This window comes from Candidatus Paracaedibacter symbiosus (genome assembly GCF_000757605.1).
GTDB classification, from domain to species: Bacteria; Pseudomonadota; Alphaproteobacteria; order Paracaedibacterales; family Paracaedibacteraceae; genus Paracaedibacter_A; species Paracaedibacter_A symbiosus.
The window spans coordinates 36,162-61,898 of the sequence record NZ_JQAK01000005.1 but is presented as its reverse complement, the minus strand read 5'-3'; the positions used below and the strand labels follow the sequence as shown (position 1 = coordinate 61,898).

Annotated in this window: 26 protein-coding genes and 3 pseudogenes; 15 read left to right on the top strand and 14 right to left on the bottom strand. The window is 36.0% G+C overall.

What is annotated here, in order from left to right; genetic code table 11:
- Window positions 1-210 precede the first annotated feature (210 nt).
- Together IG80_RS0110260 and IG80_RS0110255 are read left to right on the top strand one after the other, a co-directional pair.
- Window positions 211-534 (top strand): nucleotidyl transferase AbiEii/AbiGii toxin family protein, encoded by a 324-nt coding sequence (locus IG80_RS0110260; RefSeq protein ID WP_032113967.1) that lies wholly within the window; start codon window positions 211-213, stop codon window positions 532-534.
- Window positions 535-654: 120 nt separating this feature from the next.
- Entirely contained in the window at window positions 655-1,359 is a 705-nt protein-coding gene (locus tag IG80_RS0110255; RefSeq protein WP_032113966.1) for an IS6 family transposase, read from the top strand.
- A gap of 39 nt (window positions 1,360-1,398) precedes the next feature.
- On the opposite strand, the gene IG80_RS0110250 is transcribed toward IG80_RS0110255, so the two are convergent.
- The 4 genes from IG80_RS0110250 to IG80_RS0110240 are packed head-to-tail and all read right to left on the bottom strand — an operon-like array spanning window position 1,399 to window position 2,443.
- On the bottom strand, window positions 1,399-1,719 hold the full coding sequence (locus IG80_RS0110250; protein ID WP_032113965.1) for a Fic family protein: 321 nt from the start codon (window positions 1,717-1,719) through the stop codon (window positions 1,399-1,401).
- A complete protein-coding gene (locus tag IG80_RS16950; protein ID WP_198027368.1) occupies window positions 1,679-1,858 on the bottom strand; it encodes an IS3 family transposase in 180 nt (59 codons plus the stop codon). Before IG80_RS16950 ends, IG80_RS0110250 begins: the two co-directional genes overlap by 41 nt.
- Before the next feature lie 14 nt (window positions 1,859-1,872).
- The gene (locus IG80_RS13525; RefSeq protein ID WP_052046358.1) at window positions 1,873-2,118 is read right to left on the bottom strand and encodes an IS3 family transposase; all 246 of its coding nucleotides are present in this window, start codon (window positions 2,116-2,118) and stop codon (window positions 1,873-1,875) included.
- A 25-nt stretch (window positions 2,119-2,143) separates the two neighbouring features.
- Entirely contained in the window at window positions 2,144-2,443 is a 300-nt protein-coding gene (locus IG80_RS0110240) for an integrase core domain-containing protein (protein WP_269517189.1), read from the bottom strand.
- A gap of 162 nt (window positions 2,444-2,605) precedes the next feature.
- On the opposite strand from IG80_RS0110240, the gene IG80_RS0110235 reads away from it, so the two are divergent.
- The 6 genes and pseudogenes from IG80_RS0110235 to IG80_RS0110215 all read left to right on the top strand — a co-directional run bounded on the left by IG80_RS0110235 (window position 2,606) and on the right by IG80_RS0110215 (window position 10,081).
- Entirely contained in the window at window positions 2,606-3,694 is a 1,089-nt protein-coding gene (locus tag IG80_RS0110235; protein WP_032113964.1) for a TraB/GumN family protein, read from the top strand.
- Between the two features lie 81 nt (window positions 3,695-3,775).
- A pseudogene (locus IG80_RS14200) lies at window positions 3,776-4,032 on the top strand (IS6 family transposase); the annotation flags it as partial.
- Between the two features lie 508 nt (window positions 4,033-4,540).
- On the top strand, window positions 4,541-6,856 hold the full coding sequence (locus IG80_RS0110230; protein ID WP_032113963.1) for a hypothetical protein: 2,316 nt from the start codon (window positions 4,541-4,543) through the stop codon (window positions 6,854-6,856).
- A gap of 1,195 nt (window positions 6,857-8,051) precedes the next feature.
- Window positions 8,052-8,246, top strand: a pseudogene (locus IG80_RS16945) (helix-turn-helix domain-containing protein); the annotation flags it as partial.
- Between the two features lie 69 nt (window positions 8,247-8,315).
- Window positions 8,316-8,954, top strand: a complete 639-nt coding sequence (locus IG80_RS0110220; RefSeq protein WP_232224396.1) for a LysR substrate-binding domain-containing protein — start codon at window positions 8,316-8,318, stop codon at window positions 8,952-8,954.
- A gap of 131 nt (window positions 8,955-9,085) precedes the next feature.
- The gene (locus IG80_RS0110215) at window positions 9,086-10,081 is read left to right on the top strand and encodes a response regulator (RefSeq protein WP_032113960.1); all 996 of its coding nucleotides are present in this window, start codon (window positions 9,086-9,088) and stop codon (window positions 10,079-10,081) included.
- 64 nt (window positions 10,082-10,145) lie between these two features.
- On the opposite strand, the gene IG80_RS0110210 is transcribed toward IG80_RS0110215, so the two are convergent.
- From IG80_RS0110210 to IG80_RS0110200, 3 genes are all read right to left on the bottom strand, one after another.
- Complete coding sequence (locus tag IG80_RS0110210) at window positions 10,146-11,111, bottom strand: sensor histidine kinase (RefSeq protein ID WP_232224395.1); 966 nt, start codon at window positions 11,109-11,111, stop codon at window positions 10,146-10,148.
- Between the two features lie 330 nt (window positions 11,112-11,441).
- Window positions 11,442-12,146 (bottom strand): iron-containing redox enzyme family protein, encoded by a 705-nt coding sequence (locus IG80_RS0110205; RefSeq protein WP_032113958.1) that lies wholly within the window; start codon window positions 12,144-12,146, stop codon window positions 11,442-11,444.
- 323 nt (window positions 12,147-12,469) lie between these two features.
- Window positions 12,470-13,366: a LysR family transcriptional regulator gene (locus tag IG80_RS0110200; protein WP_032113957.1), complete on the bottom strand. Its 897-nt coding sequence runs from the start codon at window positions 13,364-13,366 to the stop codon at window positions 12,470-12,472.
- A 349-nt stretch (window positions 13,367-13,715) separates the two neighbouring features.
- Between IG80_RS0110200 and IG80_RS0110195 the strand changes: the two genes are divergently transcribed.
- A complete protein-coding gene (locus IG80_RS0110195) occupies window positions 13,716-14,417 on the top strand; it encodes a hypothetical protein (protein ID WP_156962179.1) in 702 nt (233 codons plus the stop codon).
- Between the two features lie 17 nt (window positions 14,418-14,434).
- Complete coding sequence (locus tag IG80_RS0110190; protein ID WP_052046356.1) at window positions 14,435-14,794, top strand: helix-turn-helix domain-containing protein; 360 nt, start codon at window positions 14,435-14,437, stop codon at window positions 14,792-14,794.
- Window positions 14,795-15,406: 612 nt separating this feature from the next.
- Here the strand turns inward: IG80_RS0110190 and IG80_RS0110185 are convergent.
- The 3 genes from IG80_RS0110185 to IG80_RS0110175 form a co-directional block, all read right to left on the bottom strand.
- Complete coding sequence (locus tag IG80_RS0110185; protein WP_075553232.1) at window positions 15,407-16,414, bottom strand: DMT family transporter; 1,008 nt, start codon at window positions 16,412-16,414, stop codon at window positions 15,407-15,409.
- A gap of 110 nt (window positions 16,415-16,524) precedes the next feature.
- Window positions 16,525-16,848 carry a hypothetical protein gene (locus tag IG80_RS0110180; RefSeq protein ID WP_156962178.1) on the bottom strand — a complete coding sequence of 108 codons (324 nt, stop codon included), beginning with the start codon at window positions 16,846-16,848 and terminating at the stop codon, window positions 16,525-16,527.
- A 125-nt stretch (window positions 16,849-16,973) separates the two neighbouring features.
- Complete coding sequence (locus IG80_RS0110175; RefSeq protein WP_032113954.1) at window positions 16,974-17,576, bottom strand: acyl-homoserine-lactone synthase; 603 nt, start codon at window positions 17,574-17,576, stop codon at window positions 16,974-16,976.
- A gap of 387 nt (window positions 17,577-17,963) precedes the next feature.
- Between IG80_RS0110175 and IG80_RS0110170 the strand changes: the two genes are divergently transcribed.
- The 3 genes from IG80_RS0110170 to IG80_RS0110160 all read left to right on the top strand — a co-directional run bounded on the left by IG80_RS0110170 (window position 17,964) and on the right by IG80_RS0110160 (window position 21,194).
- Window positions 17,964-18,587 (top strand): autoinducer binding domain-containing protein, encoded by a 624-nt coding sequence (locus IG80_RS0110170; protein WP_032113953.1) that lies wholly within the window; start codon window positions 17,964-17,966, stop codon window positions 18,585-18,587.
- Window positions 18,588-19,243: 656 nt separating this feature from the next.
- Window positions 19,244-20,089, top strand: a complete 846-nt coding sequence (locus IG80_RS0110165) for an alpha/beta fold hydrolase (protein ID WP_032113952.1) — start codon at window positions 19,244-19,246, stop codon at window positions 20,087-20,089.
- Window positions 20,090-20,627: 538 nt separating this feature from the next.
- Window positions 20,628-21,194 (top strand): hypothetical protein, encoded by a 567-nt coding sequence (locus IG80_RS0110160; protein WP_032112565.1) that lies wholly within the window; start codon window positions 20,628-20,630, stop codon window positions 21,192-21,194.
- A gap of 1,157 nt (window positions 21,195-22,351) precedes the next feature.
- On the opposite strand, the gene IG80_RS0110155 is transcribed toward IG80_RS0110160, so the two are convergent.
- Window positions 22,352-23,332: a hypothetical protein gene (locus IG80_RS0110155; protein WP_198027366.1), complete on the bottom strand. Its 981-nt coding sequence runs from the start codon at window positions 23,330-23,332 to the stop codon at window positions 22,352-22,354.
- Between the two features lie 124 nt (window positions 23,333-23,456).
- On the opposite strand from IG80_RS0110155, the gene IG80_RS15850 reads away from it, so the two are divergent.
- Both IG80_RS15850 and IG80_RS14195 read left to right on the top strand, forming a co-directional pair.
- Window positions 23,457-23,723 (top strand): hypothetical protein, encoded by a 267-nt coding sequence (locus IG80_RS15850; protein WP_198027365.1) that lies wholly within the window; start codon window positions 23,457-23,459, stop codon window positions 23,721-23,723.
- A gap of 39 nt (window positions 23,724-23,762) precedes the next feature.
- Window positions 23,763-24,473, top strand: a complete 711-nt coding sequence (locus IG80_RS14195) for an IS6 family transposase (RefSeq protein ID WP_032113949.1) — start codon at window positions 23,763-23,765, stop codon at window positions 24,471-24,473.
- A 132-nt stretch (window positions 24,474-24,605) separates the two neighbouring features.
- Here the strand turns inward: IG80_RS14195 and IG80_RS12690 are convergent, their stop codons facing one another.
- From IG80_RS12690 to IG80_RS12685, 3 genes and pseudogenes are all read right to left on the bottom strand, one after another.
- Window positions 24,606-24,833: an IS3 family transposase gene (locus IG80_RS12690; protein ID WP_075553231.1), complete on the bottom strand. Its 228-nt coding sequence runs from the start codon at window positions 24,831-24,833 to the stop codon at window positions 24,606-24,608.
- Window positions 24,830-25,138, bottom strand: a complete 309-nt coding sequence (locus IG80_RS0110135; RefSeq protein ID WP_032113948.1) for a transposase — start codon at window positions 25,136-25,138, stop codon at window positions 24,830-24,832. The genes IG80_RS12690 and IG80_RS0110135 overlap by 4 nt, the downstream gene beginning before the upstream one ends.
- Before the next feature lie 69 nt (window positions 25,139-25,207).
- Window positions 25,208-25,657 (bottom strand): annotated as a pseudogene (locus IG80_RS12685) (IS6 family transposase); the annotation flags it as partial.
- Between the last annotated feature and the right edge of the window lie 80 nt (window positions 25,658-25,737).

The window sequence follows — 25,737 nt, the reverse complement described above, 5'->3', positions numbered from 1 at the left end:
GAAAACTGAAAGGCGACTTATCGGGGGTTCTTGACGCAACCCCTTTGATGACGGTTTTTGCTGTCCTTGTTTACTTTCGTCCGCATTAATTAAGAATCTCATTTTAAATGTAACAGCATCTTTAATACATATTTTTAAAATTAAAAGAAAAGTGATAATTGCTCTGGTATAATTAAAAATAAGGAAGATATTTAGTAAGCCTATTAACCAATGTTAATTAGTAAATTAATTGAAGAGCAGCAAGAAAAAGCCTTTATTGACAGGGCTTTAATAGAACAGGATTATGCTATATCTTGGTTGTTATATGGCTTTTCAAAAACACAAGAGCTTCGTCCATATTTGGTATTTAAAGGAGGTGCATGTCTTCGAAAATGCTATTTTAAAAGCTATAATCGATTCTCACAAGATATAGATTTTTCTATCATAGGTGATCATCCTGATGAAGACGAGTTAAACAGATTAATTCGCACCGCTTGTCAATTCACTCAAGAATCCCTACAAAGGCGCCGTCAAGTTAACTGCTGCTACATTTAAAATGAGATTCTTAATTAATGCGGACGAAAGTAAATAAGGACAACAAAAACCGGGTTCTGTCGCATCTATTGTGTGTCAAGTTAGTTAGGGGTAAATTGTAGGCAATAAGAGGTTTATTCAATGCTTACAATATCAACGAAATTACTTCCCCATTTTAAAGGATTTTGTTCCTCAGCTGAGGTTATTATGCTGTTTGTTTATATGAAATGCCGTTTTTCACTCAGCTACCGTGAATTAGAAGAGATGATGATGGTCCGAGGCACCGAAATTGACCTTTCAACGTTACAAAGATGGGTGAAACGCTTTGTTCCTCTCATTGACAAGAGGGTTCGTCAACATAAGAAACCAGTTAAGGGAAGTTGGAGAATGGACGAGACCTATATTAAGTTAAATGGCAAATGGGTCTATCTTTATAGAGCTGTAGACAAAGAAGGTAACACCATTGATTTTCTGCTTCGGGCCAGGAGAGATGCCATTGCAGCAAAGGCTTTTTTTAGAAAAGCCTTTAAGGAAAGTGGACATCCTGACAAAGTCACTGTTGATAAAAGTGGCAGTAATAAAGCAGCGCTTGACAGTTTTAACAAGGATGTCCTTAAAGAAGATGAAATTGAAATCCGGCAAATTAAGTATCTTAATAACATTGTCGAGCAAGATCATCGCTTTATCAAAAAGCGCACAAGGCCAACTCTCGGGTTTAAGAACTTTCATTCAGCCAAGGTAACGATTACTGGGATAGAAAATATTCGTATGATTCAAAAAGGACAAATTATCGGTCAAAATGCTTCCAACTCCTCTTTCCATAATTTTTTAAATCTGATGGCTTAATTTGTCCGGAATCAGTCCGTATTGGTCTAATCCATAATCTTATCTCACAGATGCGACAGAACCTTTAGGAGTAAAATCAAGATCAGCTAATACATGATGAATAAGATATCGATGTATTCGTCCATTTCCATCAACAAAAAGATGAATAAATACAAAACCAAAAGCTATAGCCGCAGCGAGTATGACCGCGTTAATCTCTTTGTCCTTATGGAGAATATTATAAGCTTTTAACCATCCTTCCATAAGTCGAGGAATATCCTGCCAACGGGCGGAAATATGGTCAGGAAGAGGTGTTTGAGAAGACTGGACTTGGCCCGCGTTAATGGACAGAATCTTCCAATGAGAGCGCTCTTCTTTCAAACTCCTTTGGGCAGAGATACTCGAGAGTCGAATGAATTCTTTTTTGATTATAGAAAATAAAACAATAATCAAAAATACTATTTTTTGATTGTTCTCGATCTTCGTAATTTTCAAAGAACGTACATTCTCCTTTAAGCATTGCAAAGAAGCTCTTCATGACAGAGTTGTCATAAAATTGCCTGTCCCACTCATGCTTGGTGTGATCCCATAATCTTGCAGGAGAGCCTGAAATTCATGACTGGCATATTGACTTCCTCGATCTGAATGATGCACTAAAGCTTGAAGGATGCCTCTATGAAGAATGGCTTGCCTTAACGCATTTATGACAAGATCCTTTGTTTGTCTTTGCCCCATACTGAGTCCCACAACCTGCCTTGAGAAAAGGGGAAGTGCACCCATGGATCATATCAAAAAAAGTCCAAAATTAAGAGAGCCTTTCCTGGTTACAAATGCTGTTGGGTCTCGTGGATATTGTAGGAAAGTCGTCAGGGTTTTCCTCATATCCACCAGGCCTACTAACCAACACCTCAGCAGGCGTTTGATAGTTTAGTGCTTGATGTGGCCTAGTGTGATTAGGCCACGCTACAAACTTGGGTAATAGCTTTTTGTAATCTGCCACACCTCTATAGCCATTGAGCAGTGTCCATTCATACTTTAATGTGCGCCATAACCGCTCAATGTTGGCATTATCGTTGCTGCGCCCTTTGCCCCTCATGCTGATCAATATCCCTTGACAGCACCCTCTCAACAAAGACCTCGTGTCGCAGCTCCAACTTTTGAATGGTCTCCGAAATAAGTAAAAAATTAGAAAGGAAAATGAAGAAGTTATTCCTGTTGCAAAATTCTCTAATATCTTTTGTCTTATTAAAATTAAAGGAAAATATATATGTTAAAAATATTTGCTTGCTTTTTTTATTTTATCATTGCACTAGGCGTTGCTCCTCAAGCTGCAGAAGATGATACTATTAAGGAAGGCACAGAACCAGCTGTAAAAAGTTTATTTTTCTATCAATTAGAGGGTGCTAATGATCTTGAGGCCCCAGTAGTGTATTTGTTTGGAACTTTGCATACTTTGCCTCATTCTTGTATCGATGATTCAATAAAAGAACTAATGAAAAAGGCAAGTATTCTTGTAAAAGAAGTTTTTAATTTAAGGTCGTGGGACTTTCCTGAGCTATTTGACTTTGCAGATGTAACCTTAGAAACGCTGCAGCAAAAGGGTTACCTTGATTCAATTCCTCCTAATTGGCCTGATGATAACTTAACCCCTGAGCATCATAGCATTCTTTTAAAAAAATTTAGTTTAGATCTTAAAAATGCCTGGGGTTTGGAAGTAAAAGGAGTTCCTCCCTCAATATTGAATGATTGTATTAAAAGCAATATTGAGATTAGAAGACAAGAGCTTTTGGAAAAATTTTCACTAACTGGGTTTTCAAACATCTCTGCAGGTAGAAATAGCGAACAATATAGTAATAGTCATCAAACGATAGACTCTTATATTAATTGCTTACATTTTAAAAAAACTTATGGCTTAGAAGATGGACATACTAGATTGGAGACTTCAGGAAAACTAGATCAACTAGCAAGAGAAAAATTTGAAGTAAGTACCAACCAACTTAAACACAATATTCAAAAGTTGCTAAATTTATACCCTTCATCAGCAGATGAAGAAGCCGAATTAGCAAAAAAAATACATAAAAAAAATATAAACAGACAGCAACTTGTAAAGCAACTGATGGGAAAAGCAATAAATGAAGCTTATTTAAATGGAGATGAGGAATACCTCAAAGAGTACATTCGAGAAGACACTACTAAACGCAACAAAATATGGTTACCTAAAATAAAAGATATTATTAAAAACAATGGCGACTCTTCTATCCTTATAATTGTGGGTTGTGCTCACTTATTAGGGGAAGATGGTTTGTTAAATTTATTAAACCAAGAAGGCTTAAATTTCTTTAAAGTAGTTGGATAAGTAGTATTATCGGTTCTGTCGCATCTGTTGAAAACAAGGTGAAATGAGTTCAAGATTCATTGCAAAAAGAATAAATTTTAGATGCTCATTATATCGCCGCCGCTGCTACATTACTTTAAAGGATTTTGTTCGTCTCCATCTGTGATCATGCTTTTTGTATATATGAAATGTCGGTTCTCCCTAAGTTATCGAGAATTAGAAGAAATGATGGTGATTCGAGGCACCCATTTGATCATTCAACGTTACAAAGATGGGTGCGTCGATTTGTTCCTCTCATTGATAAAAGGGTACGCAAGCGCAAGAAGCCAGTTAATGGAAGTTGGCGTATGGATGAGAGTGTGCCGTAGCAAGCAGGATAGGAGATGAGAGTAGGAGACCATTCAAAACCTGGAGGGCACGGCAGAAAGACTGACCTCATTCTTAAATTTACATGGCCACATTTAACTCAAAAGCCTCAGAAACAAAGCTGTTAAAATACAAAGCTATCATTACTCATAGCTTATTTTTGCTGCTAAACTGTCCTATAATTGGGGACCACCACACAGATACTTTATAGTATGTGGCTTATTAACATCATCCTTTTTAATGTTAACTCTTGAGCTTACCTCAACTCTACTCCAAAAATGACATACGTATTAAAACCTTTAAATTTCAATTAATTACCCATATTCTTAGGGCTCGCTTGCTAAATAGGGGATAACATAAGCAAGTTACAAACAATAAGTTTTTCCTCTAGGTAAATTTCATATAAAGCTTTAGTAAAAAGAAATTAGCTAAGAATATTTGGGCCATCACAATCGGCAGCGAAACTATATATTTTTTCAAAAATAAATATGGATAAAACATATGTTTTTAAAAACTTCTTGCTTAGTAATAGCCTTAACACTATTTAATTGCTCAATTTCATTTGAGGCAAAATCTTCTGATTCTAAGAAGATGTGCCTTATTAATGACCCAAAGGAGTATACGTCTGAAGAATGGTTGCCACGCTTTATCACATATACTGAACAAAAAGGAAGACAGAGGCACAGGTTAGAACAGGAAAAAGATTATACAAAGTCTTATATCCGTTTTGTAAAAGACGAAGACAAACTTAAAGTTGGTTATGGCTTACTTAGACAAGGTGAAAGCATAGCTCTCGCTCCCCTTAAACTATCTTCAAAAATTTATGGATATTTATCCCAGCTGGGGCTTATTTTAAAGGTGTTAAACGGTTATGTAAACGATTTTGATATACATGAGAAAAGCTTTACACCCGACAAATCCAATATTTATGTTCCTCATATTAGCTTTGTAATTCAATGGGATGATAATAGCATTCCAAAGCTTATTCCTGGAGGCATGTTAAAGGACGATAAGGGTGCTGATATTGTATTTATGAGTGGCAATGGCAAGGCAGATACCCAGCAAAAAATAGAGGATTTTTATAACTTTATTTATAAAGATAAGGATGGCCCAAAGGTGGCTATATATTCTGGAGATAATGTAGCTGATGCCTATATCCCTTGCGCTCTTTATGATGGAATCGTTAATGATGAATGGGAAGTTTTTCAACCTTGGCGCCTAGCTGAAGTGGCTAAAAAAATTGCAGACATCTGCCCTTACATTAAAGATACAAAAGATAATATTATACAACAAAAAAATACTATAAATTTTACAAGTCGTTTCTTAAGCTTTTTATTTAAAAATGATTTAGATTCTCTCTTTAAACTTAGTCAAGACACAGTAAGGGTATTGCTTGAAATGATGCCTCCTCCTAAACCTGCTATTGAAGAAGAAGGGGAGCAAGATAAAAAACGATTTAAGGAAGCCTCCTTTAAAGCATTTCTTAGAGATAAGAAAGAATTATTTATTTCCGCTGCTTTAGATCAAATAAAAAACTCCCTAGGCAAACTAGAAGATAATACCCAAAAAACCGATATACTAAATCTTTTAATCTACATAAGTAGTAGCGCTAACCCTGATTCTTTAAAAGAATTAGAAACATCACGGCAATTTTGGGGCCTAATTAAAAAACTTGGAAATATGCTTACATGCCCTAACCCTGACTCTGCCTATGGACCTAATATTTCTTTTGCTGAAAGGATAAGAAAATATGCAATAGGGGGATATGGCTCCCACAGTGAGCGGGTATTTGTAAAACTAATAAGAACAAATCCACAATTATTAATTCGTAGCTTAGACAAAATTAAAGAAGAGCATAAGAAAGATATTTTAGAAGGAACACAACCTAAGTTACTAGGCATTATTGTGGATGCGTACTCTTGGCTTGATACTTGTACTAAATGCGGGAAATTTTTACATGAAAATATTCTTTGGCCCAAGCTCCTTAGTGAACTGCGAAGCTCTATTGAAGAAAAAGGATTTTCTCTTCCTTTTCCCCATATATATAGCGTTTTTCGAGTGTTGGCGCATGAGCAATACTATGGTATGCCTTCTAATTTGGAGAAGGCGGGTGGAGGCCCTGATTATACATCTACTGGGTGGGATTTTAGAGTATTAAGTGAACTTAGATATACTCTAGCAACGCGTCAACCTTCCAGTGAAACACTGCCAAGAGATCGAGTTTTTGAGAGGGTGTCTAATACAATTGTAAAAGCTGCCTTAGTTGAACAATTAGATTTCTGGTACACTCATCCAGCTATTACCCAGGTATTACTTTCCACAAAAATAGAGGGCGTAACAAGAGGCTTTACATCGAATGTGATTAACATTTTATGTCTTAGATTCCCTGACTCCCTGCCATTATGCATAAGAAAAATTAAAATGCTGGAAAATGATAAAGAAAATTTTGAAGAGGTATATCAAGTAGCTCATCCTTTTGTCAAAAGCCCTCTAGAGATTGATGAAACAGACCAGCAATTTATAAATCGGATAACGATGGAATTTAAGCCAAATGAATATTTGCCATATGTAAAAGCTAATTTTGGTAAAGCCTGCCTTAAAAAAGCAAGGTTGGCATTTAAAGCAAATAAAAGAGCGAGTGGTTGGCAATACATGTTGGAGTTTACCAGGTTTGGAATGGTCCACAGTTCTTGTAGGTTAGAAATGTCAGAAGCACAACCAATTTTCAGCCATATTATTAAGTACTACAAAGATAAATATGATCAAAAGCCATACAATATCCATGATAAAAAAATATACTTAAAGCTATTAGGCTAGGATGGAAGCTCGCCTATATGACTAAATATTCGATTACCAAAAAGCAACAACAGACTTTACAAGAAATACTATCTGAATCCCAGCTTACTGTGCCTGAGTTTGTGAAGAGTGTAACTCGTATGGAAATGTCTGATTAATTCGAAATGCAACGTGGAGTACTCCAATCAATACGCCCGTTTTTTCTTTGTTAGGCAATTTCACATGGGATAAAGGCAAATTTTATTATATTTAATAAGCGAGCACTTTATATTAATTTTTAAAAAACAATTATAAAAAATTATAAGGATAAAAATATGGGCCAGATCCGTACGCACTTGGGTATTCACATGGATTAAAATTAGCTTATGAAGATTCAGATCATGGGAAACAAAGAGAACAGATTTTTAAATGGTATCAGAGCTGTCTCATTAAAGAAACTTACAAGACCGGCGATCTCCGTGACATCTATCCCTTTAACGTCCTCAGTCAGGCGCATCTGGACAGAATTGTTAACGGCAGCCGATTCCAGGATTGGGTTCAGGCCTCTGCAGAACGCGGTCAACTTAAACAAATTTCTGACACGCTTTGGACTTGGTGGGTTGAACCCGAAAAAATCCCTGCCATTCGCGAAGCTCTCGCTCCCAGTGGCATGATTTTGTGTCTTTAATATAGCATTCCTCCTGAGCATTATTTCTCTCCCCACTCTCGCGGTGGGGTTTTTTTACCCTCTCCCATCTCATTCTTAACAAGTCCAGGCGCAGCCTAAACGCTTATCCGGAATCTAGGAGCATACTTGCTGCACCGCAGCTTCGTTTTTTGATCTTATAAATCTGCTAGCCAAAGATATTCATGTTAAGGCTGGTTGTGATGCTCTAAGGTGTTTAATCTGAAAAAGATTATGTGATGCTGCCTGCTTGCTATGATTATTTGTCATATTGAGTAGAGCATATTGACATACCAGAAATAGTGACTGTCTATTTGGTAACTGGTCGAAAATTATAATCACTGTTTATATCTGTAATAAAAAAATAAAATAGCAACTTCCCATTTTGAAAAAATTTAACATTCTTTTTCAAAAAAAAAGAGTGAGGGGATTTTTGTGCGAATTGGGGTTTAAAATAAAATTTATATTGAAGCTAGCTGCTTAGGGAAATCCTATTAAAGCCAGTATTTAGTTTTTTGATTTATAAAGGGCAAAATTTATAGGAGAACCCTGTTGTATCCCTCGTCAGATTTCCCGCATTGGAATAAATTACGGATATTTTATTACGTGGCATATTTTAAAAGCTTCTCAAAAGCAGGTCGTCACTTGAGAGTTGTTCAATCTGCGATCAGCAGAACCATAAGGGAATTGGAGGTGGCTCTGGACGATCAGTTGTTTTTTCGTGATGGTAAGGGTATTAACTTGACCCCTAAAGGGGAAGAGATTTTCAGCGTTGTCGAAAAAGTATTTAGGGAAATTGCTCCCCTACAATTTCTTTTGCAGCAACCAAATGAGGAAGTGAATGGGCATCTGAAAGTGGTAAGTGTTTCTAACTTCATATCCATGTATTTGTCTTCTTCCCTTTGTTATTTCATGCAAGCTTACCCGAAGCTCAAAATTAACATTGATGAAATACCTAAAACGGTAGATTTGCCTCTTTGTAAAGAAAGCGTCCTAATTCATCCATACATAGAAAATAGGCCTGATTTAGTTCAGAGTTATATTACCTGCCTTCAATACAAGCTTTATGCAAGCCCTGAATATCTGAGCAGAAATAGTAAACCAGAAACAGTCGAAGATTTAGATAATCATGCATTAATAGAAGTGGCTGATTACGAAAAAAATTTGGTAGACGCCAATTGGCATTTAAAAATTGGAACTACGCTAGAAAATGGAAGGGAACCCTCCGTGACAATAAATTCAATTTTGGGAGGGTTGAAGCTTGCAGAGGAGGGGGCAGGGGTTATCTCTTTACCATCTAATTATCCAGGTTTAACTACTAGAAATTTAAAGGAAGTTTTACCTGAAGTTTCTGGCCCTGCAATGAAAATATATTATATTTTTTCTAAAGAAATAAAAGAAATGAATAGTGTTCGGGCCTTTGGCGATTATTTAACAAAGATGTTCAAAGAGTAAGAACGTGATAATATAAAAATTTATGCTCATAAATTTTAAATTTTTGGGCTATTTACTTTAGCTAATATATTATTTTTTAAATATTTTGTGTAAAACTAGAGCTATGAGTTTGAGAAATGAAAGAAGGAATCATGAATTCTTTGTTATGTTGTTATTTTCCAACTAAAATTGTTTTTGTGGATGATAATTCCAGGATGCTAAAGAGTCTAAGAGCTATCCTAGATATGAATGTAGCAAGCTATGATTTTTTTGATGATCCTTATACTGCTTTAGAGTTCATTAATAATTCTCAGACGATTAATTTCTTATCTCCTTCTTTTTCTATACGGGAGCGAGAAGTAGAGGAAATTTACAAAACTATTTATAATCCTAAGCGCCATGAAGAAGTATCTACAGTCATTGTGGACTATGAGATGCCAGGCATGAAAGGTCTAGAGTTTTGCGAAAAATTGAATAATCCCCATATTCGGAAGATTTTATATACAGGGGTTGCTGACGAAGAACTAGCAATTCAAGCTTTTAACAAAGGTATTATTGATGGGTTTATTCGCAAGAATACTACAGGTCAAGCAGCTGTTATAAATGAGTTTATTCGTGAAAGTCAGTTTAAATATTTTAAGTCTCTGACAGGCAGCTCCGTTGAATCAATTATTAAAGAGTATGCTGTTGGAAACCCCGAAGATACAGCCTTATATGATCCCGTGTTTGCTAGTTATTTTAATGAGTTACTCGAAAAAAATAATATTTGTGAATATTATTTAAATGATATTTCTGGTGGATTTGTTTTTCTTACTTCAAAAGGTAGACCAAGTGCTCTTTTTATATATTCAGAAGAAAACTTTGAAAACATTCAGCTAGAATTTCAAGGGATCTTCGAAAATAAAATTGCTGAAGGCAAACGGATATCTTCTTCTTTAATCAAAGATTTAGAAGAAAATCGTAAGACAGTCTGTTTACCATTTTGTGGAGTAAAAATGCAACCTGATCCTGAAGTGTGGGAAAAATATGCCTATCCAGTTCAAACTTTGAAGGGGAATCAAACATATTATGTTGCCTATGTTCCTGATGCGGATTATGTAAACCATTCTGAAATTATTTCTTTTGAGAAATATAGTCGGAGTAAATGAGAGAAGAGGGGGGCTAACGGCTCCCTTTCTTCTTTAATCCAAAAAAAAGAAGAATAAGGTTGAGCTATTTAAGGACTGGGAATATTAAAGTAAATTGAGTAAATTCCCCTTCTATAGAATCGCAGGTAATATCGCCACCTAGGTGTTGCAACACCATTTTACAAAAGGCAAGCCCAACTCCTGTTCCATGGTCAGTACGGCTATAAAATTGGTTAAAGACATAAGGCAGGCTTTCTTTGGAGATGCCTTTACCGGTATCTTTAAAGTATAATTTGTTAACCTGTTCTCCCTTTTCTGTCCATATCACAATTTTCCCTTTTCGGACGGCTTTAATATAATGAAGAGAGTTCTTAAGCAAGTTGAAAAAGACATGCTTTAGAAGATGAGAATTTGCCTTAATTTCAAAGTCCTCAGCAATACCAAGTGAAATCAAGGCTTTCTCTCGCTTTGTTAACGCATAGGCCTCAAGCGCATTCTTCACACAATCTAATATAGAATGTTTCTCAAGTACAGCTTCTGACGGATTTTCTCGTAAATTCATCAATAACATATCAATGACGATAAAAGCGCTTTTTGTTACGGCTTCTAGTTCTGTGGGGGTATCTTCAAGGTATTGTAATTGGCTTTTATGAACATAGGTTACGCTCTCATCTTTATCTTGTGCCGTTTGTTGAGTGTCTATAAGTATTGGTAGATTAATTTTCAGTCCATCAGCTAAATGGGAAATTGCAGCTAAAGGAGTCCGCATCTCATGCGCTATGGCGGCCGCTTGCATTTTAAGGGATTGTTGTTTGATTTTTTGGATGTTTTCTTTTTTATAAGAAAATAGTCCCCCAATAATTACCGCTGCAAAAATTGTACAAAAGAACTCAAATAAATCGATAGACCCTAAATCTAGATAAAAAGGTGGCAAAAGATAGTAAAAAACTAAACACCCTGCAACAGCTCCTATAGTAAATATAGTAAGCGCCATTACAAGGTCAAAGAAAAGAAAGAGAAAGAAAAAGATGACATAAAATTCATCAACCAAACAGCTGATGCATGGTATTTGAGTGTCATAAATGTAAAGAAGAAAGGTAAACAGAAAATGACCGTAAAATACCAATATGCTACAAATAAACGCTTAAGCCTTAATCTCCATAAATCTTTAAACACAAGACCTAAGCATAACAAAGTAGCACATAATCTTAAGAATAAGTCAGTATAATTACCATTTATAGCTATCCCCTTATTCCATATTATCCAATATAAGGGGTAATTAATTGCCATTACAATGCCAAAGAATTTTATACTACTTTGTGCGGCTTCTATTCTTGTTAAAGCCTTGTCGAAAATCTTACCCCAAAATTGGGACAATGTACTATTCTGTATAGCCAAATATATTATCCGATAAATTCTTCCACATTTTTAATTGATGATTACCTATAAAGTTAAAAGATTCCTTAACACAAGCAGAATTCTCCTGCCAGATTGAGAAAAGATAATCTTCTGTGTTTCCAAAATGTTGCGCTTTCAAGTGAACTTTAAAGAATACAAGCCCCTTTCGGGAAGCTTTCAGAGAGGTGGCTAATTCTGCTAAATATTTATAATCAACATTGTCTAATCTCTCATAGGCAGAAAAAGCAGAAAATCTTTTTTCTTCATTATTATTTATTAGCCACCTTAAATGATCTTTATTATATTCTTGGATGAAAGGAAGGTAGTATTTATTTTCAATAATTTCTTCGCTTAAGTCTGCCTCTATGCTAGTGGCGAAATCTATATACATTTGTTCATGGGACTTAGCAGAGCTATTAAACTCTTCTGCTAGGTTTGCTAATATAATGTCCTTAGTTGTTTTATCAGAAGCATGATTACCTAATAGCCAAAGAAAATCAATGAAGTGTCCCCTTACATGATAAAATAATTTTGCAAAATATATTTTTTGAGATGGTTTCCATTGAGCCGTTAAAGACGAATTAAAGAGATCTATTCTACTAAGAGAAGCAGAGTATTCTTGGTCCCATTGTTGAAGAAACAGTAAAAAGTCTTCTTGGGTGGAAGTGGAGCTTGTAGCTAATTGCATAATATAAACCTTATTGTTGTTATTGGTTGTTTATTATCTGACTAATTTTTTTTAAACAAACTTACCTTAATTAATAAATTTAAATTTAAGATTTAGTATTTGGTTTTAATAAAAAATAAAATTTTACTAAAATATCCATCTTAAATTGTGATGGACTCATCTATAATTGTTATAGCTATTGCATTTAGCAAGGTTGGTCAATAAGTATAATTTTAGATCGTTTCTCTATAATTTTGTGCGTGAATGGTAAGAAAGGTTTGTACAATGCTAAGGCTTTTAAATTCGCTTTTTAAGTCAGAAAAAAGGTTAAGCCAGTTATGAAATTACGCTCTAATTCTACCGTTTAAAGGATTTTCTGGGCGGGTGTGTAAATAATCATAAAGTTCATTGACAACACGGCTTTCTGATAAAGCTTTGGGGTATGTATAGTAGATATCGATGGAATGAGTCAGCATTTTAGGCAAGATGGGAATCAAGGAGGTTTTGCTTAGATTGGCGACGGTGTTAGGAAGGGGGCCAATGCCAAGTCCGGCTTCAATGGCATGCGCGATCCCAAGGGGACAATCAATAACTATAGGTTGTTTTGTTTTAGAGATTGAATTTAAGGGCCAATTAACAGGAGCATAAGGAAAGAGATAATCTCTGGAAAAGGAGATGAGATGATGGGATTCAAGGTCGCTAGCTTGCTTTATCGATCCTTTTTCCTGAAGATAGGATTTGCTGGCATAAAGGCCAATGTCATAGGTCATCAAATACTTTGCTATAATATTCTCATCTGGTTTTGAAAGTGGCCTGATATCAACATCAATCTTTCTTTCATTAAGGTCGGGCGCCTCTGCCAAAGTTTTAATTTCTAGAGAGATGTTAGGATGAGCTTTAATAAAGGGTGCTACCGCCTCTACAAACCATGATCTGCTAATAAAAGAAGGAAGTGATAAGGTAAACTGCCCTTCCATTTTATTAGAGACTTTTTCCATCTCTATGAGGCAATGTTCATATTCTGCAAAAAACTTTTTAACGGTCTTAAGAAATATTTCTCCTTTTTGTGTCAAGATAAGGTGTTTGCCTTTTTTTGTGAAAAGCTGGTGCCCTACTTCTTCCTCAAGAGCTTTGATAAGTCGATTAACCCATGAAGCGGTAACATTTAGTTTGTTAGCAGCATTTACCGTAGACCCTAAGGTTACTGTATAGTAGAAAGCTAAAAGTTGATCCTGATCCATGAATCATTCATTTTTATTGTAAGCTGGAATAAATGTATCCTTTACCTTCAAGGTTTACAAGGATATCCAAAATAAATCATTGAGATAGTCCTTTACGAAACCTCTTTCATTTTTTCTTTCTTATAAAGTTTAAAAGTAGGTTTTTTCTATAAATAACTCAATATGTTCTTATAAGGAAAATTATACATATTTTTCACTTAGTGTTTAGAGATGAGATTTTATTAGAAAGGCTAAGTTATGGCAGTAAATATAAGTTGCCACACGAAACAGAAATAACTATTATGCCCTTACAATATGTACCATTTAAGAACATATTGTAAGGGCTTAAAAAGATATGTTAGGAGCCGGAATGAATAACTTTACAAATAATTTTTTTATGAATGGTCCAAATTTGTTTTGTGCTTTAGAAGAGAGCGTCTCTTCTTGGGAAGAGCTAACATTTTCTTACCATCTTGAACATAATTATTCATTTCATGAAAACATACTAACTCTTTCACAAAAAGAAACCGGTTTTTCTGTCTGCTTGTCTTTGGAAAATGACAATGAGAGCCTAACTCTTAAAACATTTAGTTTGGAGACAGGCGAGCTTTTAGGAATGCGAAGTTTGTCTTTGTATGATGCTGCAATGGTTGAAATTGTATTACAAGGGTTAGAGCTTCTTTTCTTTATTGCTGATTACTTTGATGAGGAAGCAATAAGGCTCATTTTGGAAAAGAAAGATGCTGAAAACTTATCACCTTTTGATTCTTTTTTTACTTCTCCCTTATATCAGGATGGCCGGGTTCTCTTGATGCTCCCTGCATCTCCTGAAGATTATGATCGGTTTGTTGAAAAAACAGAAAATCTAAAAACCATAATCCGTAAAGAGTTATGGAAAAGGCAAAAAGATGATCTTTTACTTAAACATTATCTTCAAAACGAAACAAAAAATGACCTTTTTCCCCTAAAAGCTAAAAGCCAGGAAAAAAAGCTAGTTAGTTCTAACAGAGAAAACGTAATTCCTTTTCCGATTAGGGAAAGAAAAGCAACTATAAAGAAGGCTATTCAATAAGAAAGACAGATATAAAAATGCCAACGAAAACTTCCTCCATAGAAAGCCTGATAGGCAAAAAACTCAAAGAACGTCGCAAGCAATTAGGATTACCACAGCATCATGTGGCAAAAGCTCTTGGGGTAACAAGCCAGCAAATTCATAAATACGAAAATGGTTTAGATCGCATTCCGGCAAGCCGTCTTCTTGATCTAGGTCAATGCCTTTCTGTTCCTATCACTTTTTTTTATGATGGATTAGAGAAATATGAGGAGTCTGGAAAAGAGATTCTTGTAAAGTGTGCCGGGTTGGATGGCAAGCAGTTTATCATTAAATTTGTAGATCATGAGGGAATTATCTCTGATGTAAAGATCTTAGACAGGAAAAACTGCCCATAAAAATAATTTTAATTAAGTAATATACAACCTACGTACCTTATGGGTAATTCCCTGGAAAAGAACTGAGGAAATTGGAAAAGGGTGTAAAAGAAGCCTGGATATTAGTGGCTAACTCTCAATTTTATTTAAAACCGTTTATTTTTTAGTGAAGAATCTATATCTTTGCCTCCTAATACGTAAAAAGAAACTCCATCAAAATAAAGGTCTTATTTATGAATAAAAGCATTCTATTAATCGCGTTGTCTTTAGTTTCTGCTGCAGTGTGTGGATGTTCAAGGTAATATACCGAGAATAAACTATTATTCTCTATTGAAAAGGTCATCCCCAAACAAGATGGGACGGTTGGTTATTTAATGTAGGAGAGTAACAACCAGCGTTTGATTATAAATACTCAAGATAAGAAGCAATGGGACTTGGGTACAAAGATTTACGTTGAAGATTTGCCTGGAATCTAAGGAGCAAAAAGAAGGTATCAAAAGGCGTGAGGGGGGATTAGCAGCGTTTTTATCAAAGTTACCCCCTAGCTAAGCTAGAGGGTAAAAAGATTTCGATTTGTGAGCCGGTTTCTTTTTTGGTCTGGAAGAGGTAATTGGTGGGAATTAATTTTTTTATTCACACAAGTTTTTGAAGTCCTTTATTAGGCCTCTTATTCGTCAGCATGCGTTTTGTGGAATTGTACTGCAAATAGAATTTTTCTGCTTCTGAAAGCACGTAACAAGCTTGTGGTTCAAGGGTGGCCATCTCTCCTTTTTTATGTCTATTGTCAGTATAAACTTCATAAAACCCAACAAAAATTGTGGTGGGAATAATAATGGCTGTTCCTAAAAGAATATACAAACTGGGTAACTCTTGAAAGAACAAGAAGCCAAAAACCACCGACATAAGAAATTCAAGGTAGCGAAAAGGAGCCAAAGCTGAAGCTTCCATACTTGTAAGAGCTTTTAAAAGCAAGTAGATGACCAAATTAGATCCTATTCCAGACACGACTAGCAAGCAAAGTTGATGGGAGGTTGGACTCTGCCATACAAGATAGGTCGGGCAGGCGCTTAATATTGTTGTGACTAAAGCTGAATAAAAAAGCATAGTGACCATACTCTCTTTCGCGACCAATTTTTTATTGATAACGTCAATTATGGCAAATAATAAAGACGCTCCTACAAGCGTAAAGGCTACCCATGAAACATTAAAGGCAGTAGGAATTAATATAGCTGCAACGCCTACGAAGCCGACGATAGTTGCTACCCATCTTGGCCAATGGACGCGCTCCCCAAGAAAAATAAAGGCAAGAGGCAATGTAAATAAAGGAACGGTAAAGCCTAAAACCGCTGCAGTAGCAAGAGGAAGAACTTTAAGTCCATAACACCATAGACTTATTCCAACAAACAATAGGAGGCCCCGAATCCCATGAAGGAAAAGACGTTCACTTTTCCAGGAACGATGTCCTAAGGCAAATATGAAGGGAAGGAGAGAAATAGTTCCGAATAAAAATCGAAAAAATACTATTTCCATATTAGGTAAATTTTGACCAAGTCCTTTCATGAGAAGGTCATTAAAATTGCTGATAAGTAGACTTAACACAAACCATATTAAGCCTTTTAAAAAAGTTAGTCTATTAAGCATAATAATATTCTATTCCCTTGTTATTGGACCTTGAGATCCATTTTCATAAGGTCATTTAAAAAATTTAGAGATGAATGGGGGAGGTTAAACCCCCAAAAGTAAATCGAAGCTCAGTCATCTAGTAAAGACTGAGTTTCCCTGATTCTCATCAAGATTTCTTTGCTTTTCTTTAGATGGTGATCTAAATAAAGGTTTGTTTTTTCAAAGTTATTTTCTATCTCTTTAAGAGATACCTCATTTTCTTCTCCATCATCACCTACAGTGGATTGAAGGCATAGAGATTTAAAAGCGAATGAACTTTGAGCGGCTAGAAGAGCATCAGCAGCTTCGCGACGAACCGAAGCAATTTCCTCAAGGATGGAATTGCTTTTTGAAATTGTTCTTTGAATCGTGTTCAATTCATGAACAGCAAGAAAGTTTAAAACACACATCATATTTTCCTGATAAAATAGAAAAGCTATTATTTAAGTCTGAATTTGTTATCCAGATTTTATAAAACTTCTAGGAATGACCCCCTAGAAGTTTCCTCTTTTACCGCTAACAGATAAATTTTGCTTATCTAGGAAGCCGGTGAGAGTTGGTCTAATTTAGCTTGTATTTTATCGTAATATTCCTGGGTAATATGCAGGAAGCCTACTAATGCTCGTGTGTTTCCTACTTGTTGCACTTCAGATATTCTTTCAAGAGGCCAATCTGAAAGTTTAAAAATTTTCTCGATTCTTATATCAGTGACTGTAATAATTTTTTCATAACCATGACATAACCCAAATTTAAGAATTCCTTGAAATAACTCGAGGGTCTTTCTTCGGACGATATTTGAAGGCATCTCGTCGGAGGTTTTTATTATCCCTAATCTACTAATTTCTAATAAATTATTTTGAGGTTTAATATGAGTTGGAAGATTAAACACATCACTAAATGTATCAAATGTTAAATTAGGAGCAAGGGATGGAGTAAGCCGAATTCCCCCACTTACTTTATCATTTGAAATAGATAAAAGATAATTACATTGATTATGATCATATTGATCTATCTCTTTATCTCCTTGAGCAGGAAGATCCCAATTTAATCTATCTATAAATATTTTCTTTCTTATCCTATAAAACTCATCTAAAATGTCGTTGTGATACTTGGAAGTTTGCGCATTTAAGTGTATTAACATTTATATTCTCCTTTACTTAACAAACTGGAGATAGATGTTCAGGTGGCTACTTACAAGTATCAAAACCTATAGAAACTTGCCTTTTTTCATTTTTCCTTCTAAAATTTACACTCTATAATTTTTCTTGCTGTTTTTTAGAAATTCCTGGGTTGTTTTTTCTCTTATTAGCTTAAAAAGTATACATTTTTAGGATAATACGCTCATTAGGAGAGGAGGGATGGTTTTAAAAAAAAAGCATCCTAATTTATCGAAGAAGAAGGAAAAAAGCTCTAAAAGGGAAATTTAAGCTAAATTTTTGCTATCAAGAAAAATAAAAATGAATTATATACGGTACACAAGTTCGATACAAAAGAACATAATTTTATTTAATTTTTGGAGTGGAAAGTTATGAGCTTAATAAGACAGCAAATTGATTCCTTTTTACAAGGATTAAATTACAATTACTTTGCAATCTGTCGCTTTGATGTTCCACCATCTCATCAAAAAATTTTCACTCTCCCTAAAACGAATGTTGTTTTTGATTCTTCCAATGTCGTAAATTTCGAATCGTTTAAGGTATGTAGGCCTATAAATTTTATATCTTCTTACCCAGAGGAATGGTTAAACCTCTATTTTAATGGTTTTTATGAGGTAGATCCGGTGCTTTTGAGATCTAAAAAGACTTTTATGCCTTTCATGTGGGGGGAGGGGATTAATTCTTTAGAAGAATTTGATCTGCCAAAACAAGAAGAACTCTTCGCTGCAGCTAAAAGGTATGACATTAGTAAAGGGATAACTGTTCCTATTGGTAACCTTAACAACATGAAAGCAGCAATTACCCTTACATTTGGAAAAAATGTAGAAATAAACAGTACAAAGTTTTTTGCCATAGCCTGGCATTTGGCTCATCTAGGAAATTTTGTCTGCTATTTACAAGATAAGTACGATAAAGGTGAAGCATTGGAGCAAGAAGAGTTGCTGGAAATATATAAGTTTCTCTCAAATAGCCATCATAGCTGCCAAGCTATTTAAATAAAGTCTATGCTCACTTAAACTTTTAAGTACTTAATGGCTTGTATTATTGTGGTTCCCAGATGCCATTTTTTTTAATCCATAACCTATCAACAACTACAAGGTTCTCGGGTTTATGGGGTAACAACTATTCTCCTTTCATAACTACATGTCCCTCAGATTTTCTAACTTTTATTTGATGTGAAAGAAGCAATATAATTTAATTGTGCGTTGAGACAGGAAAGAACGTTTGGATCTGACACCTCTATTGATGCGGCGATCGATCATTGGGCAGAAAGCATTCAATTCTACTTTCAAAAACTTTGTCAATCTTATAGGGTAGTGTGTGTCCTATATCCACCACTTCCTATGTTTGCTAGGTAATGAATGCTAACCTCAAGGCTAGGATGGCGTATGCTGCCCCTAGTTTAGAAATAGGTTGAAGTAAGAGAATGGTTTTTTAGCTTTTTGCTATCTTAATTTTTAAACTTATCCAATAAATTAATAAAAAGTTGAACAATATAAAAGTCTGCTTTACTGTGGCCTTAATAAAATGGTTTGGCTTTAAAACTCAATACCATGTGTGTAGGAACTTTACTTTTCGAAAAGAAGTTCACTACTACTAAGAAACCCAACTAAAATAATTACTATTTAACTATCAAGAAGTATGAAGTGCAATGAGCTATGATAAACCGCAAGAGATATATACAAAGAGTTTCGTCAATACATCTGGAGGCAAAATAGCTTACGCAATTTCTGAAGGTAAAGGAACTCCTATTGTTTTAATTCATGGTAATTCTTCCTCCAAAGAAGCCTTCAAAAAACAATTTGATACCTTAGGGAAAAAATATAAGGTCATTGCATTTGATTTACCTGGACATGGTAAGAGCGAAAATGCTCTAAATCCTGAACAGGTTTATTCCTTTCCAGGTTATGCACGAGTAATTATTGAAGCACTGGAAAAGCTAAATATTTCTCAATCCATTTTTTGTGGATGGTCGTTGGGGGGGCATATTGCTATTGAGTTATTAAGTCAAAGATCGGATCTTGTGGCAGGTTTAATTATTACAGGGACACCTCCTATTCCTTTAACTGCAGAGGGATTAACAAAGGGATTTAAAGTGAGTGATGTCTCTTATCTGACGGGTCAAAAAGAACAATTTTCCATTCAAGATGCTTATAAATTTCTTACTCATGGTGGATTTATTCCAAATGAGGTACCAGATCTTGTTGAGGTAAATATGAGAGCGGACGGCAATGCACGTCATTTTATGATTAAATCTGTGAAAGACGGTATTGGAGTCAACGCGAAAGACATTCTAGAGCGCACCAATACACCAATTTCGGTAATTATAGGTGAAAAAGATCCATGGATAAAAAATGGCTACATTAAGAAGGAAATTAATTATAGCAGCTTAGTAAGTATGCATCATATTGATTGTGGCCATGCTCCCCATTGGGAACAACCAGAATTATTTAATTGCATTGTGGATGATTTTGTTCAAGCAGTCTCTATTCACTAAAAACTGACAATAGTCGGATAGAAATGGCTTTTGTATGACGCCATATAATATGGTCGATTAAAAAAAACATCGAACCTTGAAGGGTGAGTAGACCGAGGGAACTCCCCCTGGATCTCTGGGACATTGGGGAATCTGGGTTGTTATGATTCCTGTGACTACGGGTTTTTTATGGGGAATTCATCATTTTGAAAAGCTGGAAAATCTGAATAAAACTTTGAACATGAAGCACTCGACCTTAAAGACTGCGTGAGAGTTTCACTTTCATGACTTCTCACACAGCCCCTAAGGTGTAAATGCTTGATATCATAAACGTCCATGCTTGATTTAGAGCGTCATTTTGTACCAAGAATAAATGAGAATATACATTTGGGGCAAAATGGCTTTGTGGCCATAAGTCATTCTCCTCTATCAATAAGAGTAAAATCTTTCAGACTAACTAAAAGGCAAAGTTAATTTGACTATACCCTTTAAGACCATTAAATATAGGGGAAGATCAAGAAATGGCATAATAACAACCTTCGAGTAACTTTTCGTTCCAATGATTGTCAGACTCCCTATCCTATTAGCAATTATTTTATTATGTCTTGCAACTTCCCATCCGCAAGCCGAAGCACCTGCATTCTCATTAACTGCTACAAAAAGCACTGCGAAACTCATCAAAAGCATTGAAGGCGTTTATAAATTTCTACATGGGGTAGATTCGTCCATTCCTTATCCTCCGACTGGAGATCCTGAGGACATCCTTGAGATTGTAAAAGTCTCAGAGCAGTCTATCTATTTTCGAACACGTATTACGTCAGCTTGGGCGAGGGTAGGTGCGCAATGGGGAATTGCCTCTTATACCTCAAACGATACTTTTATCTATACAGAGCCCGATGGAACCCAAGTTAGGAATAAACCTAGGTGTCAATTTACAATCAAAGTAACAGAAGATAAAATTGAGTTGCGGGACAATGGAGGCTGTAGCCTGAGTCATCTCGGGGGAGGAGTGGGATCTTACACCTACAGCTTTGATCGCAAAAGAAAAAGAAAAATTAGATACATGAACCGGTTGCTGAACTCACAACAGTACAAAAAAGCTTTAGCTGAAGCATCCTTCCATTAACCCAGCCCCGAGCTTTGTTGCTATTGTCAATGGGGGCCACGCCTCTTGTCCGCTAAGAACAAGAGCTTAACGTGACTTTTTGAATAAGCTCGAGGCAAGTTAGATCTTGTTTGCTCATTGTTATGTAACCTTCCATGATCCCCCACCTTTCGTTGGGATTCCTCAATGGATAAGGTATCAACAAAAGGGGACATTTCTAAATTGCACAAATAGGAGACCATCCCAAACCGGGGGGTGATCTGCAAAGTGAGGAAAAATAAGGATCGGCTATTGATAACTTAGATGATTTTTAAGCGCATCTATCAGTTTATTGTGAGGAAGTTAAAACTTGCAAATTTAGGCATTTGTGCTATCACCCCCCGGTTTGGGATGGTCTCCAAATGCTTTGATTTTTTCTGTTTTAAAGTTCAAATGGGTTATTTTCTCCTCAACAAGCAACTTATCTAGGAAAGTACGAACATCATTTCTTGCTCCAAGGCTCTCCTGGTAAACAAGATATTATCTTCGTTTAAAATATGCTAAGTAGTATACTCTTATCAGTGATTTTCGTTAAATGAAGGGAGGCAAGTTTTGCGATAAGATATTCTCAAATAATGTTGGTTTGAATGAGTTATATTCTCATTTAATTCTAGTACATCACTTTATATTCTCAATTAATTCTGGTACGAATATTTGTATATTCTCATTTATTCTTGGTACAAAATGACGCTCTAAATCAAGCATGCGTGTTTATGAAATCAAGCCTATACACTTATCCAAACAAGAACAAATTAAAATTCGCTTCATAATAACCAATAAAACCCTTTTACATTACAAGGTAATAAAAAAAATAGGAAATAATTATTATTTATTAACTACTTAAATTCAGAGGCTTAACATACTTTTATTGGAACAGTACTTATATACAAGTTGCATGGAAAAGCTGCTGACAATTTATACTTATAAATCCTTCTTAGTTTGATATCAGTATTAAGGTATTAATCAAAATTGTTTCGCTGTTCAACTTTTTAGCTTTATAACTCCTAAACCGTATATTTACGAGCGAATAGTACTTTAACTTCATCAAAATACCTCTTGACTCGTACAGCAGCCATGCATGGCGATGCCCCGGTGCCTAACAGCGGCACGGTTATATCAGCTGACATATTGCAACTTAATTAATGCGATGTTTCAAAAGAAAAAGGACAGCTACCAATAGTATCACTCCAACTAAAAGAGGCTGACTTATTATGTTTAATTGCTATTGCCAATGCTTGCATCCCTGTAGAAGAAATTTCTAGAGCTCCGTCACATAGCATCATTTCTTTAAGATGAGGTGAAGTCGCATATAATAAAGCTAACCTTAAAGTTATTTCATCGTCTAAGATTGGGGACAGTAGACATAAGGAGTAAAGAGGAAAGTCTGTCAATGCAATGTCTAGAGCGATTAATCCCATGGCACGTGATAAATCAGGGGTCATAGCACTGATGGTCAAATATTTAACGTGGAGATTTTTGATGCGTGGCCATAATTTTTCTTTTAAGAACCTGCCATCCATACCATCTGCTGCACCCAACCACATTCTTTTTACATGAGGCCCATCTAAGTTCTTTAAAACTTTTTCAACAACAGTTTTATCCCCAATTATTTCTTCACTAAAAGATAATTTTTTTATTTTTGGAAACTTATTTAGAATTGAGGTGAATGCTATAATATCCGCATTGCTATAATTCTCTAGTTTGTAGTCCCTTCCATAAGTAACTAATATATAAGGGTAACAAGAAAGCTCACAACAATAGCCACTTTCATTCATTGTAAACTCATATGTTGGACTTTGCTTACGCCAATGGCTAATAAGATTTTTGGGAGATACCATGGATTCAAGACAGTTTTTGGTTGCTATTTTATTATATATCTCTCTTATCAATTCATATTTATTATAATTATGCCTATTTACATAAATGTAAGCTCGAATGGTTCGATGGTCCATGGTAGCGAAGCAAGAAAAGATTAATTCTTGCAATTCGTCAGAAAGGTCCGGAAGAGATAAACTTGTGCTACTTGATGGTTGGGAGGTATCTCCTATTTTATTGAGTTCTTCGGCATTTGATTGAGAACTGATATTACTCTCCACTTCTTCTGCTTCTTCTGCGATCAAAGATCCGCTTATACTAGCTTGGCTTTGATTTAGCTCCAGTTTCCTACGCTTCCTATGTTTAGGAGTCTTCTCGACCTCATGTTTTCTTCCGAGAGTTTTTGAGCTTGCATTAATAGGGGCAGCATTGTCTTCAAAAGCATCTGAAGCAAAGGAAACATTGGAGAAAGTAAGCAAGAATAGAACACTTATCCCAACCATTTTTATGGACTTTGAAATCAGCATTTTAAAATTTCACCTCTTCTATTGGCCTTCTAGGAGATATGCACTCATTGCTCTTAACAATACAAGTAAAGAGAAGGCGTTCAAAGGCAAAAAATACCCTTATTTCCCCTATAAAGGGTTAAATCCCATAAAGGGGCATCGTCAAGTTAACGTAGGCAAAAAAGCTTGAGAGTGTTAGATATGGGAAAAAGATTTAAAGGGTTGAAGCATGACATTAACAGCCGCTCCTCGTCGTCATCGATTTCCTGTTTCTATTATTAGTCAAGCTGTGTGGATTTATCATCGGTTTAATAATAGCTATCGAGATATTGAGGAACAGATGGCTTATCGAGGGGTTCAAGTCTCTTATGAAACGATTCGGTCTTGGAGCATCAAATTTTCAAGCCATTTCAGAAACGTAATCAAAAAACGGGAGAGGAAACCTTCGGATAAGTGGCATATTGATGAAATGACTGTGAAGGTCAATGGGGAGATGTTTATCTTGTGGCGCGCTGTAGATTCTGATGGCTATGAATTGGACGTCTTTCTCCAGAAACGCCGTAATAAAAAAGCAGCAATTAGATTCTTAAGCCGGGTGTTGGGCAGTTATCCTATTCCCAGAGTCATTGTCACAGATAAATTGAAAAGTTACAGGAAACCGATACAGGCTATGTGCCGGAGCACCGAACATCGATCACATAAGGGGTTAAACAATCGTGTTGAAAACACCCATCAGCCGACACGTCGCAAAGAGGAATGCCTGATTAAGTTTAAATCACCGCAGGGTGTACAGAGAACATTAGCCCTTATGGGGAAAGTTCGTAATCTTTTTGCCGTTGAGGTGGGACGCTACTTAAAAAAAGCATTTGAAAGAAGAGAAACTTTTAAAGCCGCCTGCACCATTTGGTCTGAGGCGGCTCAAGAGCTTCTTTGCATCTAATGAAATTATACACATCTTTACTATCTACAAAAGTTAACTTGACGGCGTCCTTTTAAAAGATAGGGATAAATCTTGTGTTCAGAGTGAGGTGTGCTCGTTTTTGGAGACTGGTAAACCGCCTCCAATCCCATGTCACCGGACGCGCTTGCGGCCTACACAATAGCCGCTGCGAATTAGATGACGCGCCATTTGGCGAGAACCATAATAGGGTGTTTTCAAAAACTGCTCATCAATTAGCCGCATGAGCGTTAGGTTCAAAGGATTTTCTCCTTTGGACTCATAATACCACCCAGAACGACTGATACTTAAAAGCCGACATTGGCGCACAAGGCTTAAGTTTTTATTTGCGGGGTTAATCATTTCTTGCCTCCGATGATTCCCAATCGTTTGGAGACTTTCTCTAAAAAATCCCGTTCCACCGTTAATTGGCCGATCTTGGCATGGAGTTCTTTGATTTGGTCTGCGTGACCATTTTCCTGAACTACCTGTTTTCCTGAAAAACTTGCTACCATTCCGGCTAAGGCTTCTTTTTTCCATCGATGAATCACAGTGGCATGCACGCCAAACCGGGAAGACAATTCTGTAATTGTCGCATCTTCACGAATGGCTGCCAAGGCAACTTGGGCTTTAAATTCGGCGCTATGGTGTTTTCTTATTTCGCTCATTTTCTAGTCCTTTTTTACTCGGGACTATAGCTTAACATCCTGTCCGAATTCTAGGGCCCACCTCTATCTTTCTTGCCGCATCTTCTCTATGGCTTTACCATAGGCAGGATTCTGATCAGTATTAATCTGGCAAGGATGCTCATGACATTGCTTGAGAGCACGCTTGAAAAATCTAATAGCGCTCTTGGCATCCCTTTTATGGGAAAGCATAAAATCTATGGTTTCACCAGTTGAGGCTATGGCTCTATATAAATATTTCCACTGGCCTTTTATTTTTATGTACGTCTCATCTACTTTCCAGGCAAAGCCAAGCGGTTTAGCATACCAGCGCAATCTTTTCTCAAACTCGGGAGCATATCTTTGAACCCATCGATAGATTGTTGTATGATCAACTTCAACTCCCCGCTCTTCCATCATTTCTTTCAGATTACGATAGCTAACTGGATAGCGCAAATACCAGCGCATACATTGCAAAATGACTAGGTCACTAAAACGACGTTTCTAAAAATCGCCTTTCATCTTAACTTACCCACTACTTCAGAAATCTTTTAGCTATTATCTTCACTTCCTTTCTAAATGCAACAGAGCCAAAAATTTTA

Coding starts and splice junctions, on each gene's coding strand:
- IG80_RS16950 (WP_198027368.1), bottom strand. CDS start 1,858: ATGCTTAAAGGAGAATGTACGTTCTTTGAAAATTACGAAGATCGAGAA.
- IG80_RS0110235 (WP_032113964.1), top strand. CDS start 2,606: ATGTTAAAAATATTTGCTTGCTTTTTTTATTTTATCATTGCACTAGGC.
- IG80_RS0110135 (WP_032113948.1), bottom strand. CDS start 25,138: ATGAGCGAAATAAGAAAACACCATAGCGCCGAATTTAAAGCCCAAGTT.
- IG80_RS0110165 (WP_032113952.1), top strand. CDS start 19,244: ATGAGCTATGATAAACCGCAAGAGATATATACAAAGAGTTTCGTCAAT.
- IG80_RS0110180 (WP_156962178.1), bottom strand. CDS start 16,848: ATGATGTGTGTTTTAAACTTTCTTGCTGTTCATGAATTGAACACGATT.
- IG80_RS14195 (WP_032113949.1), top strand. CDS start 23,763: ATGACATTAACAGCCGCTCCTCGTCGTCATCGATTTCCTGTTTCTATT.
- IG80_RS0110215 (WP_032113960.1), top strand. CDS start 9,086: ATGAATTCTTTGTTATGTTGTTATTTTCCAACTAAAATTGTTTTTGTG.
- IG80_RS0110200 (WP_032113957.1), bottom strand. CDS start 13,366: ATGGATCAGGATCAACTTTTAGCTTTCTACTATACAGTAACCTTAGGG.
- IG80_RS0110175 (WP_032113954.1), bottom strand. CDS start 17,576: ATGTTAATACACTTAAATGCGCAAACTTCCAAGTATCACAACGACATT.
- IG80_RS0110230 (WP_032113963.1), top strand. CDS start 4,541: ATGTTTTTAAAAACTTCTTGCTTAGTAATAGCCTTAACACTATTTAAT.
- IG80_RS13525 (WP_052046358.1), bottom strand. CDS start 2,118: ATGGGTGCACTTCCCCTTTTCTCAAGGCAGGTTGTGGGACTCAGTATG.
- IG80_RS0110160 (WP_032112565.1), top strand. CDS start 20,628: ATGATTGTCAGACTCCCTATCCTATTAGCAATTATTTTATTATGTCTT.
- IG80_RS0110170 (WP_032113953.1), top strand. CDS start 17,964: ATGAGCTTAATAAGACAGCAAATTGATTCCTTTTTACAAGGATTAAAT.
- IG80_RS0110260 (WP_032113967.1), top strand. CDS start 211: ATGTTAATTAGTAAATTAATTGAAGAGCAGCAAGAAAAAGCCTTTATT.
- IG80_RS0110255 (WP_032113966.1), top strand. CDS start 655: ATGCTTACAATATCAACGAAATTACTTCCCCATTTTAAAGGATTTTGT.
- IG80_RS0110195 (WP_156962179.1), top strand. CDS start 13,716: ATGAATAACTTTACAAATAATTTTTTTATGAATGGTCCAAATTTGTTT.
- IG80_RS0110185 (WP_075553232.1), bottom strand. CDS start 16,414: ATGCTTAATAGACTAACTTTTTTAAAAGGCTTAATATGGTTTGTGTTA.
- IG80_RS0110205 (WP_032113958.1), bottom strand. CDS start 12,146: ATGCAATTAGCTACAAGCTCCACTTCCACCCAAGAAGACTTTTTACTG.
- IG80_RS0110190 (WP_052046356.1), top strand. CDS start 14,435: ATGCCAACGAAAACTTCCTCCATAGAAAGCCTGATAGGCAAAAAACTC.
- IG80_RS12690 (WP_075553231.1), bottom strand. CDS start 24,833: ATGATTAACCCCGCAAATAAAAACTTAAGCCTTGTGCGCCAATGTCGG.